This is a genomic window from Shewanella putrefaciens (genome assembly GCF_016406325.1).
Taxonomy (GTDB): Bacteria; Pseudomonadota; Gammaproteobacteria; order Enterobacterales; family Shewanellaceae; genus Shewanella; species Shewanella putrefaciens.
Map to the genome: position 1 here is coordinate 2,272,882 of NZ_CP066370.1, position 16,456 is coordinate 2,289,337.

The following is a 16,456-nucleotide window of genomic DNA, read 5'->3' on the forward strand; positions in this document are numbered from 1 at the left end:
TCGGCTTTATTGGTATATTTTGCGTCAGCCTCTTATAGTCAGTTTTATTGTTGTCGGTCTACTCTCTGGTCCTTCCGTTTTAGATATAGTGCATTCAAAAGAGCAAATTAATTTACTTTCAGAATTAGGCATTGCTGTTTTACTTTTCCTCGTGGGTATCAAGCTGGATGTAAAACTCATCAAATCTATTGGTGGGGTTTCAATACTCACGGGGCTTGGACAGGTAATTTTTACCTCCATTGTTGGCTATTTTATCGGATTAGCTCTTGGGTTAGATCATATCACCAGTAGTTATATTGCCGTCGCCCTGACCTTTTCATCGACCATTATCATCGTCAAGCTTTTGTCCGATAAACGAGAAATTGACTCTCTGCATGGACAAATAGCATTAGGTTTCTTGATCGTTCAAGATCTTGTCGTCGTGGTCGCCATGATAGTCTTAGCTGCCATCGGCATAGGTTCTGATGCGGGGCATAGCGGAACTCAAAATACATCGATACTGCAAGTGACAGCATCAGGCATCGGATTAGTGCTATTTGTCATTGTTTTTGTTCGATATTTAGCCACCCCTCTCACAGAGCAATTGGCAAAAGTACCGGAATTACTGCTGATATACTCAATAGCACAAGCGACGCTATTTGCCGCCGTCTGTGATTTATTAGGTTTAGGGATGGAAGTGGGAGGCTTACTCGCAGGGATTGCGCTTGCTTCAACCCCTTACCGCGAAAGTATTGCCGCCAGACTTGGCCCCCTGCGCGATTTTCTATTGTTATTCTTTTTTATCGCCCTTGGTGCGACCTTAGATTTGTCTCAACTTGGATCACATATCTACGCAGCCATCCTATTTTCGGTCTTCGTGTTAATAGGCAACCCTCTGATTGTGTTGATTATCATGGGATTAATGGGCTACAAAAAAAGAACCAGTTTTTTAGCTGGCCTAACCGTTGCACAAATCAGTGAATTCTCGCTCATTTTTATTGCGATGGGGATAAGCCTAGGCCATATTCAACAAGACATTTTGGGGTTAGTGACCTTAGTCGGCATTGTCACTATCACGGCATCAACCTATATGATCACCTACTCCCATAAACTTTACGCAATATGCGAACCGATATTGGGAATATTTGAACGAACAGGCACTCCACGTGAACAACCTTCTAAACATTCAACCCAAGATCATTATCAAGTGGTCATCTTTGGATTAGGACGTTTAGGGACGGCAATTGCTGCGCGTCTAAAAGAAAAAGGCGTGAAAGTACTCGGTTTAGACTTCAATCCATCAGCCATAAAAAAGTGTCGCTTACTCGGTATTGATACAGAATACGGCGATGTGACAGACGCCGAGTTTATCGCCGAACTTCCTCTTAGACACGCCCATTGGATTGTATCTACTATGCCACAGCACCATACGGGCCTGACCTTAGAAGATACAAGAAAAACCATTATACAACTCACTCGCACAAGCGGTTTTAGCGGTAAATTAGCCACGGTTTCTCAGAGTAAAAAAGAAACGGAAGAATTAACAATGCTGGGTATCGACCTCGTATTAGAACCCTTTCAAGATGCTGCAGATAGGGCAATAGAGTTGTTACTTGATGGTGTGGATGTATAAATCTACCCACTATAAATAAGGAGATATTCCATGAATCAATTCAAAAACATCTTATATGTACTGCATCCTCATGGAGATGAAAATCCCCAATCATTAGCCAGAGTCATATCACTTACCAACAATAATCAGGCTGAATTAACACTATTACGTATTATCCCTAAGCCTTCATTGAGTGCTTATACCAAACAACTAGGCATTAATGATGAAGACATAGCACAAAAAATACAGAACCATGAAGAAGCTAAATTGCGAGAATTACTGGCGTTTTTTACGCCCCACTGCACCGCGAAAGCTGAACTAAAAATGGGTAAAAGTTACATCGATATCATTCACACAGTGCAGATGGAAAATATTGATTTAGTCATCAAAGAAACTGAATCAAATAGCTGGCTCGATCGCCTTTTTGGCAGTAACGATATGCACCTACTGCGCAAATGTCCCTGTCCAATTTGGTTAATGCAACCCAATGAAAATCCCAATTACCGCCAAATTATGGCCGCGGTGGATTTCAATACTGATATTACCGAAGAAGAAAATAGTGATTTAAATCAAGAGATAGTAAATATAGCCAGTGCACTCGCACTGTCTGATTTTGCATCACTACATATAGTAAATGCATACGATACGCCTGAAGCTGGATTTATTGGTTTATGGGCAGAGCAACCCGAAAAATTAGAGCGCCAGTTATTAGAAGACGAATATCTTCAAAAACGCAGTAAAATGGCAACGCTCTTTGATAATTTAAAAAATAAACTGGGTAAGCAATCCTACGATTATCTTTCCCCCCAGTCCCATTTGGTACAAGGCGCTGCCGCTCAAGAACTTCCCCAATTAGCCAAAAAGCTACAGGTCGATATTGTCGTTATGGGCACCGTTGCCCGTACAGGTATTCCAGGGCTTATCATCGGAAATACGGCAGAAGCGATCCTTACCCAACTGAATTGTTCAGTACTAGCGATTAAACCTAAGGGATTTATTTCCCCAGTAAAATAGTTCGCGAACTGGATACTCAAACAATCTGAAGATGTGGCGTTGTGTATTGTGAGCAGGTTTGGGTATCTCTATCCCCTAACACAGTTACGCCCATCGGATTTAGCTTCATATAAGGCTTTATCCGCTCGGCTAAAGAGCGTTTCGGCATCATCACCCTCTTGTAATGAGGCAAGACCGATCGATACTGTAATTGCGCCGAGGGATAATTTTTTATCTTTACCTATGGTTAAGTGCCGCTCTGAAATACGTTCTCTTAAGGTTTCCGCAACTTGTAAAGCATCGTGAAAATGGGTATTTGGCAAAAGCACTACAAACTCTTCGCCACCATAGCGAGCAACAAAGTCATCACCTCGAACACATTGCTTTAAGGCGAGTGCGACATAAGCTAATACTTTATCGCCAATTTGATGACCATAGGTATCATTAAATTGTTTAAACCTATCTATATCAACAATCAGTAAGCTACAACGGGAATGCTGTTCTTGGGCGCGGTGAATATGGTCTTGAATGGCAATTTCATAGGCGCGGCGATTATATAAAGAGGTTAATTGATCCGTCATGGCCGCCAGACTTAAATTTTCCATTTCCGACTTAAGATGTTGTACCTCTTGCCCCATGGCATTTAGGCTTTGTTCCATGTTTTGGTTGTTGATCAGTAAACTTTGCATTTCATCCATCACACCATCAACAAGTTGATTTAAGGTATTAATGTCAGAATTGGATTGAAGCTTGATGCCAAATTCCGCTAAAGTGCCCGAAAAATCCGCGGTCCCTTGGTTCAATTGTACAATTTTGCACAGTAATGAATTGATTAAAATCTGAGTCTCTATTTGCACATTCTCAATCACCTCGGGGGATTGTTCTTGGATAAAATTTTTATATAAGCTTGTATTAACCTCTTTTGTAAACACAACACCGTTTGCGATAAAACCATCAATCGCACGGTTTAAGTCAAGATTAGTCCCCGCAAAATATTCATACCAAACCGTATAGTTTTCCGGGGTAACGGGGATATCAAGGGCCGACATTTGTGGCACGGCTAGCCGCAAAATTTGCGCCGCGGAATCAAGTTCTTTATTTTCAACAGAAAACATAAATATTGAAACCATATTATTGTTAATTTTTTGTATAACATAAGTTAGCTCAACTGATCGAATTTGGATATGGGGAAGCATAATTATTGTGACGGTTTTAAACCTATACCTGACATTCGCATAGGTTTATCTTATCTAATACCGTCCATTAGCTACGACAAGAGGCAAAAATATCAAGATGGCTTTGGTACACCTCAGTCTTCACATTCATTAACCCTAAGAGGCTATCGAATAAATTGTCATGGGAGTATCCTCCCTTGTCAGCATGTTCGGCCAAGCACGCCATATTTAAATGATTATCTTGACTGAAATGATCAGAGACCCAAGCTAACATGGGGATACTGGTTTGTTCTATCGGCGCAATACTGTAAGGCGCACCATGTAAATACATCCCCTTTTCCCCCAATGATTCACCATGATCACTGAGATATAACATCGCGGTATTAAATTTATCTTGCTGTTTTTGAAGTTTTTTAACGACTTCGCTCACTATATAGTCCGTATACAGCAGCGTGTTGTCATAGGTATTTACCAACTCTTCGTTGGTGCAATTTTGGATATCACTGCGTTGGCAATCGGGTATAAATCGACGGTATTGCGGGGGATAACGTAGAAAATAAGTTGGACCGTGACTGCCAATGATATGCAAGGCAAGCACAGTGTCTTTCGCTTTTGCGCTATTAAGCGCCTCATCTAATTTCTCTAATAACACCTGATCAAAACAATATTGCCCAGAGCAGAGTTTAAGATCACTATTGAGATCAACAGTGATATTCTCTATGCGATCGCAAACGCCTTTACACCCAGAGTCATTATCAAACCACTTCACCTCAATATCAGCATGTTTCAGCACATCCATAACCGTATCTTGAGCATAAGCGCGGCGTGAATCGTAATCTTTGCGCCCCATTCTTGAAAACATACAGGGCAAGGACACCGCCGTTGCGGTACCACAGGAATGGGTATCCTTAAACACTATCAAGCCAAGATCTTGGGTATAGGCATTGGTTGGCTTTTTATAGCCATAATATTGGTAGTTCATCGAACGTGCAGTTTCCCCGACCACCAGCACCAATAAGTTGGGTTTATGGTTAGGGGTAGCACTGACATCTTTTGCATCCAATCCAAGTGTTTCATATTGGATTGGTGTTTGTAAATAATGTGAATACATGTACTTAGAGACCGAACCCACAAAATAAGTTGGCACAATATAACGTCTCAGGCCATCGTTATTTCGACCAAACGTGGCGTAATCCTGAAAATAGAAAAAACCAATCACCCCGATACCAGCAAGCATTATTAGCATAAAAAATACTTTATGTGCCAACTCCTTAAAGAACGGTTTGTATTGAATATCGGCTTTATAGATAAGGTATGCTGGCAATATCCCTGTTAACAGTAAATTAGCCACTGAAGCAACATTAATATACATCCAGGCTTCCGCCTGATTCGTCTGAAAAATGTTTTCAATCATGCCGTAATCAAATACAACCTGGTATTTCATCGTGGCAAAAAATACCGTCGACGACATTAAGGTGAGCACGATAAACAAGGGTTTTAGTAGATACTTCACCGAAAAAAACGAAAATACCAAGCCAAGGGCAAAGGTAAAAAACAGTGGCATACTGGCGATAAAAAGCGGTTCTACCTCAGGCTGTTTTTCAATACCTTCGTGAATAAAAGTAAAGAGTGGGATATTAAAAATACACACATAGAACAATGCAGTGATCAGCGTAAATTGATTCACTGATAAGGTCTTAAATCTTGTTAGCACCGATAACGCTCTCTCAAATTGGCCGTTGGCCGAAGCTAACTTAATTTTCTTAAGGTAATCTTACGACTTAATTTTCGCGCCATAGTAGCAAGCGACGCCCCTAGCTCAAACCTTATTAACTCCCTGTTATCCATAAAAAAACGGCCGAATATCAATAAACTCGGCCGTTTTACTCCCCAACCTATAGGGACTTGCTCGGTTTTTACTACTCTGTTTTTACAACTCTGTCTTTTATAACCCAATCTTTTACGACTGAGTTATTACGTCTATGTGTTTCTCGTATGACAATTATCGTAAACGCTGTAATAAGTAGGCAAACGTCATCGCATTAAGTTCCGCAGCTTGATTATTATCCGCAGCGCCAGCGTGGCCACCTTCAATATTTTCGTAGTACAAGACACCAATTCCCATGTCTTTCATCTTAGCCACCATCTTACGAGCGTGGCCTGGGTGAACCCTGTCATCACGGGTCGATGTGGTGAAAAAGACCTTGGGATAATGCACGTCTTTATGCAGATTATGGTACGGAGAGTAAGTTTTAATGTAAGCCCATTCCTCAGGAATATCAGGATTACCGTATTCACCCATCCAACTGGCACCCGCTAGCAACTTGTTGAATCTCAACATATCAAGCAGAGGCACTTGGCATACAACAGCGTTGTAAAGATCCGGCCTGCGGGTAAATGCTGCCCCCATTAACAGGCCACCGTTGCTGCCACCTTGGATGCCTAAATGTTTGCTTGACGTGATTTTACGGGCAATCAAATCTTCCGCTATTGCCTCGAAATCCTCATAGGCTTTATGTCGATTTTGCTTTAACGCCGCTTGATGCCAAGCTGGGCCATATTCGCCACCGCCACGAATGTTAGATAATACATATACGCCGCCCTGCTCTAACCAATTCTTACCAATGGTGGCCGAATAGGATGGACGCAGTGAGACTTCAAACCCACCATAGCCATAAAGTAGCGTAGGATTAGTGCCATCTAACTTAAGATCCTTAGCCATTACCACAAAGTACGGTACTTTAGTGCCATCTTTAGACGTCGCAAAGTATTGCTCAGTTTTAAACTTATCCGCAGCAAACTGTTGCGGCATACCTTTAATTTTCTTCGGATTTAAGGTTTTTGCGTTAACCGTATAGAGGCTTGAAGGCTCAAGAAAACTGGTGTAATTCACGAAAAAATCATCACTGTCTTGCTCAACGTCCATTACCGTCAAGGCGCCATTCGCTTCGAATGGAACTTGGGTGCTTTGCCAAGCGCCCTTTTCGTCTTGCTCATACCGCACTAATTTGCTTTTCACGTTATCGAGCCAATTCACGAAAATCGCACTCTTACTAAAACTGAGCTGCGCAATCGATGCGGTCTGAGTCGGGCTCACAAATAAACTGAATTTGGCTTTTTGGGCGATAAGATCCGCCACATCGGCATACACGACCGCGCCTTGCTTAAAATTACCGTCCTTATTAGTTAAATCATTAGTTAAATCGCTCTTTAACTCAATAAATAACTTACCTTTAAAATAGCCTTTAATTTCAGCATCTTCTGGCACTGGTAGTTTAATAAGTTTGCCATATTGGTAAACATATTGGGTTGCGGTATAAAAAGTATGTGCTTCGGTGACTAAGCTAAGGGGCGTTTTATCATCGAAGAGTACCCAACCTGATACTGCGACTGAGGTTTTGTCGCCTGTGAAAATCGGTTTCGCTTGCTCGAGTGGTGTACCCCGTTGCCAGAGTTTCACCTCCCGTGGATAACCTGAGTCAGTCATGCTTTGACCATCACCAAAATCAGTACCAACAAAGGCATGGTCTTTATCTATCCAGCTCAGACTTGATTTGGCTTCTTTCAAAAAGAATGGCTTATCTTTGGTGGCAACAAAGGATTTAGTATTTAAATTAAATTCTCGCACTTCCACCGCATCGGCACCGCCGCGGGAAAGTGAGACAAAACAGCGCTCATTTTCGGGATACTGACAGCTAATATCCTTAAATACCCAATTGACGGATTCAGCTTTGCCTAGGGCATCGATATCAAGCACAGTCTCCCATTTGGGATCGGGTTTAGCATATTCTTCCATGGTAGTACGGCGATAAATACCGCGCACATGGGTGTCATCCTTCCAAAAGTTGTATAACTTGTCGCCAATGTGGGTCGCGTAGGGAATGCGTTCTTTATCGTTCAGGATGGCAAGACTGTTCGCCACTAAGGTATCAAAACCTTTAAACGCTTTAATTTCGGCGGCAGATGCAGCATTTTGGGTTTTCACCCATTCCATCGGCTTTGCGCCTTCAACATCTTCTAACCAAATGTATTTATCTTCTTCTGCGTGAAGTTGACCGCTCATACCGAGCACTCCTGCAATGCACCAAGGCAGTAATTTATTATTCATTCTATTCCTTTTAAACAAAGTCCATCTTGAGATCTGCCCTTACATTACCTTAATTAATCTCCAGTTCAACTATTAATCCAACAAGAATGTAACAAAAGGTAAGGTGCTGTAATAGCTGATGATTAATCTAGAATGAGTCGCGTTTTTAAGGATGTCGTGCTATAAAAAAAACGTCCACGAGGGACGCTTTTTAGTGGCTGAAATAGAGTAAATTAAAACTCGTTATTCATACGAGACAATAAATTGAGCAGCACGATACGTTCTTCACTGCTCATTTTAGCGGTGAGATCTGTGGTGAGCTGTAGATGCAGAGCATCATGTTCGAGGAACAAAGTTTGGCCCTTTTCGGTTAACTCCACCAGAATCGAACGACGATCGGTTTCATGGGGACGACGTACAACCCACTCAGCTTCCACCATTTTATCGATTTGTACGGTAAGGGTACCCGTAGTGACACCGATTTTATCGGCCAGTTCCTTCATCCTCATGGCGCCATGCACGCCGAGTAACTCAATGGTATGCACCTGTGACAAGCTGAAGCCTTTGTCACGCACGATAGCATGTTCCCAAGACGACAGCTTTTCGTAAAACTCAATAATCACATGGTTCAAGCTGTGATCAGTCGAATGATGTTGAGTGGTATTGGGATGCCCCGCTGTCATTAAACTTCCTTAGCCAAACACTCGCTTTGGCGACAAGTGTGTAATTCAATAGTGATATGTGATAACTCAGGAAATTGACTCAGTAACTGATTAAAATAACTGGCTTCTTTCGGTGAGTGAGACACAATGGACACCATCATAGCATGATGATCTGCACTCAGACGCCAAATATGTAAATCGGCCACTTGATGATCCGGCACAGCTTCGATTGTTTGTTTAACCCTACGCTGCAATGATTCCTTCACACCGCCATCGAGTAAAATGGGGCTGGTTTGCTGAATAAGCCCCCAAGACCAGCGGCTAATAATGACGGCGCCGACAATTCCCATAATAGGATCGAGCCAAGTTAAGCCCATATATTTACCAAATAGCAATGCCACAATAGCGAGCACTGAGGTTAACGCATCGGCTAACACATGAAAATAGGCGGCGCGTAGGTTGTGGTCATGGCCACCATGTGCCTTCTGACTCTTGTGCTCATGCTCATGCTCATGCTCATGCTCATGCTCATGCTCATGCTCATGCTCATGCTCAGCATTATGGTGGCAATGTGTATGGTCATGGTGTTCATCATCGTGATGAACATGCTCATGTTCAGAATGCATATGGGAGTGGTCATGACCGTGATGATGACCATGATCATGGCTATGATGATCTTTGAGCAAAAAGACACTCAGCACATTTACACTTAACCCTATCACAGCCACAAAAATCGCTTCATTAAAATGAATTTGCTCAGGATTGATAAGTCGTATCCCAGATTCAACCAGCATGATTAATGCCACTAAACCTAGGGCGATCGCGCTAGTGTAACCACCGAGCACACTCACCTTTCCTGTACCAAACGCAAAAGTAGGATCATTGGCATGTTTACGGGCATAGGAATAGGCAAACAAGGTGATCATAAAAGCCGCAGCATGGGTGCCCATATGCCAACCATCGGCTAACAGTGCCATTGAGCCGTAAATCGTACCAGCGACAATCTCTGCCACCATAGTGATCAGCGTTAAATAGAGAACATAGCGTGTATTTTTCTCGCCAGCGATATTTTGGCTCGAAAAGCCATGGGAATGCTGCCACTTTGTGATTGCGTGCCCTGTAGTGGTGTTTGCGGCATCTAGACCACTGGCTGGTTGTTCTGAATGTTCTGATTTCATTATATAAATTCCCTACGCCACATAAGGCTTGATAAGTGATACTCACTGGCTCGGGATTATAGTTTGAAAATCAAAATATATGAATATCAAATTAGTTATTTTTCAAACTATTTTGCTAAACCAAATTTGAGGTAAACAAAAAGCCGCTATTGCGGCTTTTTGTTTACATAAGAAACGAACAATAACCTTATATACAATCTAAGATTGAAAATCTCGGTTTTGTCGTCCAACGAAATTACGGCAGGTTAACACGAGCTAAATCAAAACATTGAAACAAAGAACGCACTGAAAAACAAAGCAATAACAACAGTTGTACCTAAGGCCATTTTAAGTTCGGTGTTCATCATTCACTCTCCTAGTTGGTATGGCTACATTATTATCAACCTAATGATAAAAACCATGTTTGATTCCCTGTTTTGTGAGCAACAACCAATTTATCGGGCATTTTATCTACTATTGGTCTCAAAAAAGCACGCACACAGGTAAAAAACAGCGTTCCCTAGCCTAACACCACATTCAGGTCAATCAGTATTAATGATCTCGTTAACGCAATTTTTAGCATCATATAAAAGCACATTTTTGTTATACTCGACCGCGCAATTCATTGACCGAGAGAAACCTATGTCTCAACTGTTACACACTATGATCCGCGTCGGTAACTTAGAACGCAGTATCGCTTTTTATACCCAAATATTAGGCATGAAATTACTACGTACCTCTGAAAATCCAGAGTATAAGTATTCTTTGGCATTCGTTGGTTATGGCGAGGAATCCACAGGCCAAGCCGTCGTTGAGCTGACCTATAACTGGGGCACAGATAAATACGATTTAGGCACAGGTTTTGGTCACCTTGCTATTGGTGATGAAGATATTTATGCCCGCTGTGAGGCCATTGCCGCAGCAGGTGGTAAAGTCACACGCGCACCAGGTCCTGTCGCTGGTGGCACAACAGAAATCGCCTTTGTCGAAGATCCAGATGGTTATAAGATTGAATTTATTCAAATGAAATCAGCCACTCAAGGTTTAGGTTAATCGATAGACTAAGCGATCATTAAACGCTGCGTTTGCCAGTAAGGCTTAACGCAGCGTTTAAGCTTCTGACAAATTATTTTGCCATTTTCCCGTCTGTAATATCCCGTCCAACACGCTTTTTGTATCTCAATGGTAACCGCCATAGCAATAACAAACAAAACCCCACAAGATATAAACTCGGTTCAATAATTTCCGATTTAACCGACCAATAAAAATGAATAGGTGCGAGTATGGCAACCAAATACACGCCATTGTGGATTATTTGCCAGCGACGCCCCATTCGACGCATTAATGCCTTAAACGAGGTCACAGCTAATGTTGCTAAGATAAGATAAGCAAAGGCACCCACTAGGATATAAGGGCGCTTCACTACTTCACTCAACAAAAGGCCCCAAGCAAACAGCAAATCCAAGCTAAAAAAAGCCAGAATATGCAAGGTAGCATAGGCGAATACATATAAGCCGACTAAACGGCGGGTTTGCATTAATACACCTTGTTTAGTGAGCTTAGCAATGGGTGAGATAAGTAAGGTCGCCACTAATGCATTGAGTGCGCCCATTCCAGTAAAGTGAATGATGTACTGGACCGGATCGCCACCCGCGCGACCCGTTGTGACTAGGATAACTAAATAGGCAATAGGTATAACACCGATTAAGTGGAACACACTCTTAAGCCAAATGACATGCTTCGCCGTTAATCTCAACATCCCACTCCCATATAAATGATGATCAATAAAATTGGCGAAGATCCATGCCATCATAGAGCGATGCGACAAACTCACCATACCCATTAAACAACTGAGTATCGATTCGCGTCGCGGAAAATAATCCACCTTCACCGATCCGACGTTCAGTCGCCTGTGACCAACGGGGATGATCTACTGCGGGATTGACGTTGGCATAAAAACCATATTCATGGGACGCTAACTGATTCCAACTCGTAGGCGGTTGTTTGTCCATGACTCGAATACGCACTATGGATTTAATGCTTTTAAAACCATATTTCCACGGCACCACTAATCGAATGGGGGCGCCATTTTGTGGGGGTAAGGTTTTGCCATATAACCCCACCGACAGCAAAGTCAGATCATTCATGGCTTCGGCTAAGGTTAAACCCTCAACATAGGGGTAATGTATTCCCCCGCCCATCAATCGACTTTTTTGGCCGGGCATTTGTTCAGGATCGAAAGCCGTTTCAAAGGCAACATACTTGCCTTTACTGGTCACCCCCACTTTTTTAAGTAATGCAGCTAAGGGAAATCCCACCCAAGGGATCACCATTGACCACGCTTCGACGCATCGCAAACGATAGGTTCGCTCTTCTAAGGGAAACATTTTCGTGAGTTGGTCAAAGTCCAATGTCATGGGTCGCTCAACCTCACCTTCAATCCGAAGTTGCCAAGGATCAACCTTAAAACCTTGGGCATTGTCCATTGGATCTTGCTTGCTGGTGCCAAATTCATAGAAATTATTATGGGAGGTGACTTTATCAAAGGGCGTTAAACCGTCACTCCCGCCATATAACGAATTCGTTTTGAAGGTCAGTGGTGTCGTGATAAACGATGTTTTAGGTTGGTCGCCAAAAAGATCAAACAAACCCGCCTGCACATAACCTGGAATACTCGCCCCGATCGCGCCAAGTCCTAATGCTTTAACAATATGCCTGCGTGAACGAAAAACAGATTCAGGCGTGACTTGATTATCTTGAATATGCCACTGCGCTTTTTTAAGAATACCTTGGGTGAAACGGGAAGAATGAGCCAATTGACACCTCAACTTTGTTTTGCCATTTTATGGTCACGCAGCGCCCAGTAGAGCCAAGCTGCGGTAGATACAGATATAGACAGCGAAATCCTTAAAAAACTTTCACTTCACGGATATTTCAGCTTAAACGTATAAGACTTGCTCATTCAAGCCAGACTCACAGAGATTGTTCATTAAAGCACTTGAAGCCTTTTGGGGAGCATGCGAACCTAAGCGCCAATGCTAAAGGAGTGCAATTGACCATGCCATTTTCTCAATCTTTTTCCGTTGCCGACATCATCGGTTTTATCGCCATCGCGTTCTTGGGTCTTTTGATTGGTGCCCTTCTCAATCAACGTTTAACCCGCCAGCGTTGGCAGCAGTTTAAAGACGAACTCGAACAAGAAATGCGTCAAGTCAATGAAGATGCTGAACTCTCATTGGCACAACAACAAATACTGGTCGATGACAAAGAAGCACAATTACGTCAATACCAGCAAAGATTAGAGCAAAAAATTGAGCAATTAGGTAAAGCCGAAGCCTTAGCCGAGCGTGTACCGAGTTTAGAGCTGCAGCTTAACGATAGCCAGCGTCGCCAATTAGAATTGCAGTTAGCATTATCAAAATCCAATGCCATGCAGCAGACCATTCAAGCGAAGGCCGATGCCCAGCAGGAGTCCCTTCAGGAAAAAATTGCCACCTTAGAAACCGCCGAGGTGCGTCTTAAAACCCAGTTTGAAAACCTGGCGAATCGTATTTTTGAAGAGCGAAGCGAAAACTTTAAGCACCAAAATGCCAGCCAGCTAGAGGGTGTCTTAGGCCCACTAAAACAACAGCTTGAAGGGTTTAGACAACAAATCCGAGAATCCTACACCCACGAACAATCCGAGCGCAGTGCCCTTAAACATCAACTCGAACATCTACGAGAACTCAATTTAAAGATGAGCCAAGATGCCATCAATCTCACGAAAGCGCTCAAAGGAGATAACAAACAACAGGGCAACTGGGGAGAGGTGATACTCGATCGCGTGCTACAAGAAAGTGGTCTACGTGAAGGGCATGAATACCATACTCAGCAGGATTTAAAAGATGATAATGGCAAACGATTTAAGCCCGACGTCATCGTCCATCTTCCCGAAAACAAAGATGTCGTAATCGATGCCAAAATGTCACTGGTGAGTTACGAGCGCTATTTTAACAGTGAAGATCCCGCCCTACGCCAACAGGCTATCAACGAGCATGTAATCTCGATTCGTAACCATATTAAGGGATTGAGCCAGAAGGATTATCAACATTTACATGGGCTTAAAAGTTTAGACTATGTGCTGATGTTTATCCCCATTGAACCTGCATTCTTGCTCGCCTTGGAGCACGACCCAAGTTTAGTGAATTTTGCACTAGAGCAAAATATTATGCTGGTCAGCCCGACCAATCTTTTAGTGGCACTGCGTACAATCAACAATATTTGGCGTTATGAATATCAAAACCAACATGCTCAAACTATCGCCAAGCAGGCTGGCCGCATTTACGATAAATTATGTGGCTATATAGAAGACATGGAAAAGCTTGGTCGTGCCTTAGATAACGCGGAAAAAACCTACCATAGTGCAATGAACAAGCTATCATCGGGCAAAGGTAACTTAGTTCGCCAAGCCCATTTAATGCAGCAACTCGGTGTAGATACCAGTAAACAATTGGACAAAATGTTGCTGCAAAAAGCATTGAATGAAGCGCAAGACGACAGTGACACAGAGGACGATGAGCCAACTCAAACACTCGCCCATGGGCCACAGGGAATTGCCGAACTGGAACCCTATTAAGCAAAAACACAATAATCATTTTCACCTTGAATCGATACTAAAATATCGATAATGACATTACAGGAGGCAAGTTCTGCATGTGCAAGCCATTAATGAATATGGTTTTATCGAGCGCAATTATCATAGCTGGTGCATTCAATGCCTCTGCTGCTTTCGCCTTGACCCCAGTTCAAAAAACATTTTTAGAAGCAGAAAAAGCGCTAAAAAAACAAGATTATGCAAACTATAAACCCCTTCGCGCAAAATTGGGTGACTATCCACTGGCGATTTATTTAGACCATGATATCGATATAGGTAACCTCAATGCGCTACCGGGCACTCAAGCCAAGGCGCTTATTGATAAATACCAAACCACCCCTATGTATAACCGCTTGCGCGCGAAGTATTTAACCAATGCAGGTAGTCAAAAACGCTGGAATGACTTTCTTGTGATAGCGAAAGATCCACCCTCGGATATTCGCCTGCAGTGTCTTTTTTTTGAGGCCAAACTTGCCAAGGGTGAAACGCAAACCGCCTATGCCGCCGCACAATCACTGTGGGTTTATGGCGGTTCTCGTCCTAAAGAATGTGATCCCCTCTTTAACGCGTGGATAAAAGCGGGCAAGCGTACTCAAGATCTGATTTGGGCGCGAATGCTGCTAAGTTTTGATGAGGGCGAAACCAGTTTATTGAGTTATTTATCCCAAAAAATCACCACCCATAATAACGAAGCTAAGCGTTTAGTGGCGGTGTTTAAGGATCCGAATAGCCTACGACATACCGAAAAATTCAACGATAAAAATCCCATTGTGGGCGATATTGTCGCCCTTGGGTTAAAGCGACTGGCCCGCAAGGATCTCGACCAAGCCATCCATTTATATACCCGATATCAAAAGTCTAAGCGCTTTACTCCCGCTCAAGCACAACAACTGCAAAAGTTCTTAGTCCGTCGAGTATTAATTGAGCAGGATGACAATCATAAAGATTTCGTGGATACACTCTTACCCGAAATGAAAAGCGATGATTTAGTTGAGCGTCGTTTAAGGTGGGCCATTCGCAAACAAGATACAACCCATATTGCCCGTTACCTAAACTTACTCGAACCAGAAACCCTCGCCAAAGAGCGTTGGCAATACTGGTTATACCGCACCAATGCAAAAAATGCCCCTGATAGCGCAACAAAAGCACTCGGAGCCATCAGTAACGAGCGTAATTTCTATGGTTTTGCCGCCTCACAACTGTTAAATAAACCGGTATCGCTCAACCAAAGCCCTGAGCCTGTTGTGGATGCAAGCAGTCCAAAACTAGAGGATGACTTAGGTTTTGTACGCGTAAAAGAACTGATGGCGCTGGATCGATATTTCGATGCCCGTTATGAATGGGTTACGTTACTCAAGCGCAGCGACAACCCAATGCGGGCCCGCTACGGCCGTTATGCCCATGCTCAAGGTTGGTATGATTTTGGTGTCGAGGCGAGTATCCAAGGCAAATTATGGGACGATATTCCCCTACGCTTTCCCATGGCACATCAACCCGGATTTGAACATGCCAGCAAAAAGCATCGGGTTAATATCGATGAAATCCGTGCAATTAGCCGCCGCGAAAGTGCTTTTTATCGCTATGCGACCTCTGGTGTTGGCGCCCGCGGCTTAATGCAAATTATGCCTGCAACCGCCAAAGCCACCGCTAAAAAACACGGCGCAAAATATAGCGATCCTAAGGATCTTTACAGTGCGGAGCTTAATCTTAATTTGGGTAGCGCCTATTACGCCCAGCTTTTAAAAGAGTTTAATCAAAACCGTGTACTCGCCACCGCAGCCTATAATGCTGGCCCCTCAAGGGTACGCCGCTGGTTAGCAGAGTCCAATGGACGATTGGATACCATGGGATTTATTGAGTCCATTCCCTTCACTGAAACCCGTGAATATGTCCAAGCAGTGCTGAGTTACCGCTTGATTTACGAAGCGCAAAAGAAAAATCCACAACCCTTGTTCAGTGATGCTGAGCTAAAATTTAGCTATTAATTGCAAATCTTCGTTATACGGCTTGCCTCGTATCAAAATTGATTGGCACTGATTGTCTCCTAAAACGCCCGATATTCCTTATCGGGCGTTTTATATGAGAGTAAAAATGCATACAAAATCCGCGATCAAACCAAATTAGTCAAAACTTATTTGCACTCCCAGAGGTTAAATGC

Annotated in this window: 12 protein-coding genes; 5 read left to right on the forward strand and 7 right to left on the reverse strand. The window is 43.0% G+C overall.

What is annotated here, in order from left to right:
* The first annotated feature begins 19 nt into the window (after positions 1-19).
* A complete protein-coding gene (locus tag JEZ96_RS10180) occupies positions 20-1,612 on the forward strand; it encodes a cation:proton antiporter (RefSeq protein WP_233058872.1) in 1,593 nt (530 codons plus the stop codon).
* A 30-nt stretch (positions 1,613-1,642) separates the two neighbouring features.
* Entirely contained in the window at positions 1,643-2,605 is a 963-nt protein-coding gene (locus tag JEZ96_RS10185) for a universal stress protein (protein WP_061783338.1), read from the forward strand.
* A 68-nt stretch (positions 2,606-2,673) separates the two neighbouring features.
* On the opposite strand, the gene JEZ96_RS10190 is transcribed toward JEZ96_RS10185, so the two are convergent.
* The 5 genes from JEZ96_RS10190 to JEZ96_RS10210 form a co-directional block, all read right to left on the reverse strand.
* Complete coding sequence (locus JEZ96_RS10190; RefSeq protein ID WP_025007700.1) at positions 2,674-3,699, reverse strand: GGDEF domain-containing protein; 1,026 nt, start codon at positions 3,697-3,699, stop codon at positions 2,674-2,676.
* Positions 3,700-3,847: 148 nt separating this feature from the next.
* A complete protein-coding gene (locus JEZ96_RS10195) occupies positions 3,848-5,473 on the reverse strand; it encodes a phosphoethanolamine transferase (RefSeq protein WP_061783339.1) in 1,626 nt (541 codons plus the stop codon).
* Between the two features lie 288 nt (positions 5,474-5,761).
* On the reverse strand, positions 5,762-7,867 hold the full coding sequence (locus JEZ96_RS10200) for a prolyl oligopeptidase family serine peptidase (RefSeq protein ID WP_025007701.1): 2,106 nt from the start codon (positions 7,865-7,867) through the stop codon (positions 5,762-5,764).
* A 212-nt stretch (positions 7,868-8,079) separates the two neighbouring features.
* On the reverse strand, positions 8,080-8,529 hold the full coding sequence (locus JEZ96_RS10205) for a MarR family winged helix-turn-helix transcriptional regulator (protein WP_011789239.1): 450 nt from the start codon (positions 8,527-8,529) through the stop codon (positions 8,080-8,082).
* Positions 8,529-9,686, reverse strand: coding sequence for a cation diffusion facilitator family transporter (locus JEZ96_RS10210; protein WP_025007702.1), 1,158 nt, complete (start codon positions 9,684-9,686; stop codon positions 8,529-8,531). Before JEZ96_RS10210 ends, JEZ96_RS10205 begins: the two co-directional genes overlap by 1 nt.
* A 621-nt stretch (positions 9,687-10,307) precedes the next feature.
* On the opposite strand from JEZ96_RS10210, the gene gloA reads away from it, so the two are divergent.
* Positions 10,308-10,718, forward strand: a complete 411-nt coding sequence (gene gloA / locus JEZ96_RS10215; RefSeq protein ID WP_014610517.1) for a lactoylglutathione lyase — start codon at positions 10,308-10,310, stop codon at positions 10,716-10,718.
* Positions 10,719-10,791: 73 nt separating this feature from the next.
* On the opposite strand, the gene msrQ is transcribed toward gloA, so the two are convergent.
* Positions 10,792-11,424 (reverse strand): protein-methionine-sulfoxide reductase heme-binding subunit MsrQ, encoded by a 633-nt coding sequence (gene msrQ, locus JEZ96_RS10220; protein WP_014610516.1) that lies wholly within the window; start codon positions 11,422-11,424, stop codon positions 10,792-10,794.
* A 22-nt stretch (positions 11,425-11,446) separates the two neighbouring features.
* Complete coding sequence (gene msrP, locus JEZ96_RS10225) at positions 11,447-12,481, reverse strand: protein-methionine-sulfoxide reductase catalytic subunit MsrP (protein WP_011789235.1); 1,035 nt, start codon at positions 12,479-12,481, stop codon at positions 11,447-11,449.
* A 242-nt stretch (positions 12,482-12,723) separates the two neighbouring features.
* Here msrP and rmuC point away from each other — a divergent pair, with 242 nt between their 5' ends.
* Both rmuC and JEZ96_RS10235 read left to right on the forward strand, forming a co-directional pair.
* On the forward strand, positions 12,724-14,280 hold the full coding sequence (rmuC, locus tag JEZ96_RS10230) for a DNA recombination protein RmuC (protein ID WP_011789234.1): 1,557 nt from the start codon (positions 12,724-12,726) through the stop codon (positions 14,278-14,280).
* A gap of 77 nt (positions 14,281-14,357) precedes the next feature.
* On the forward strand, positions 14,358-16,283 hold the full coding sequence (locus JEZ96_RS10235) for a transglycosylase SLT domain-containing protein (protein WP_061783340.1): 1,926 nt from the start codon (positions 14,358-14,360) through the stop codon (positions 16,281-16,283).
* Positions 16,284-16,456 lie beyond the last annotated feature (173 nt).